An 801-nucleotide genomic window follows, 5' to 3' on the forward strand; every position below is an offset into this window, starting at 1 on the left:
TTCAGCCTCTACGGCTTCAAGCAGCTGCTCGACAAGAAGGCCGTGAGCGTGGTGCAGTACGACACCAACCGCGTCGGCGGCATCACGGCCGCGCACAAGATCAACGCGCTGTGCGAAGCCTATTCGGTGCCCGTGATTCCGCACGCCGGCCAGATGCACAACTACCACCTGACGATGAGCACGCTGGCCTCGCCCATGGCCGAGTACTTCCCGATCTTCGACGTCGAAGTCGGCAACGAGCTGTTCTGGTACATCTTCGACGGCGAGCCGATCGCCGACAACGGCTTCCTGCAGCTGCGCGACGACGTTCCCGGCCTGGGCCTGACGCTCAAGACCGAGTACCTCGACCAGTTCGACATCATCGAATAAGGAGCCGCGCCATGCCTGGACTTTCCAACCCGCGCTACCGCGGCATCTTCCCGGTCGTGCCCACGACCTTCCACGAAGACGGCACGCTCGATCTGGCGAGCCAGAAGCGCTGCATCGACTTCATGATCGACTCGGGCGTCGACGGCCTGTGCATCCTGGCCAACTTCTCCGAGCAGTTCCTGCTGGGCGACGACGAGCGCGAAACGCTCACGCGGCTGGCGCTCGAGCATGTGGCCGGGCGCGTGCCCGTGATCGTCACCACCACGCACACCAGCACCGCGATCTGCGCGGCGCGCAGCCGGCGCGCGCAGGACATGGGCGCGGCGATGGTGATGGTCATGCCGCCGTACCACGGTGCGACGTTCCGCTTCAGCGACACGCAGATCCACCGCTTCTTCGCGGGCGTGTCCGACGCGATCGACATTCCCATCA

The 801-nt window shown here is 65.0% G+C and carries 2 protein-coding genes; both read left to right on the forward strand.

The genetic code is table 11. The annotated features are described in order from the left end of the window. The coding region (locus D3H34_RS33165) for an enolase C-terminal domain-like protein (protein ID WP_286186579.1) at window positions 1-369 on the forward strand (369 nt) is incomplete at its 5' end. An 11-nt stretch (window positions 370-380) separates the two neighbouring features. Then, the coding region (locus D3H34_RS33170) for a dihydrodipicolinate synthase family protein (protein WP_147400620.1) at window positions 381-801 on the forward strand (421 nt) is incomplete at its 3' end.

This window comes from Acidovorax cavernicola (genome assembly GCF_003581445.1).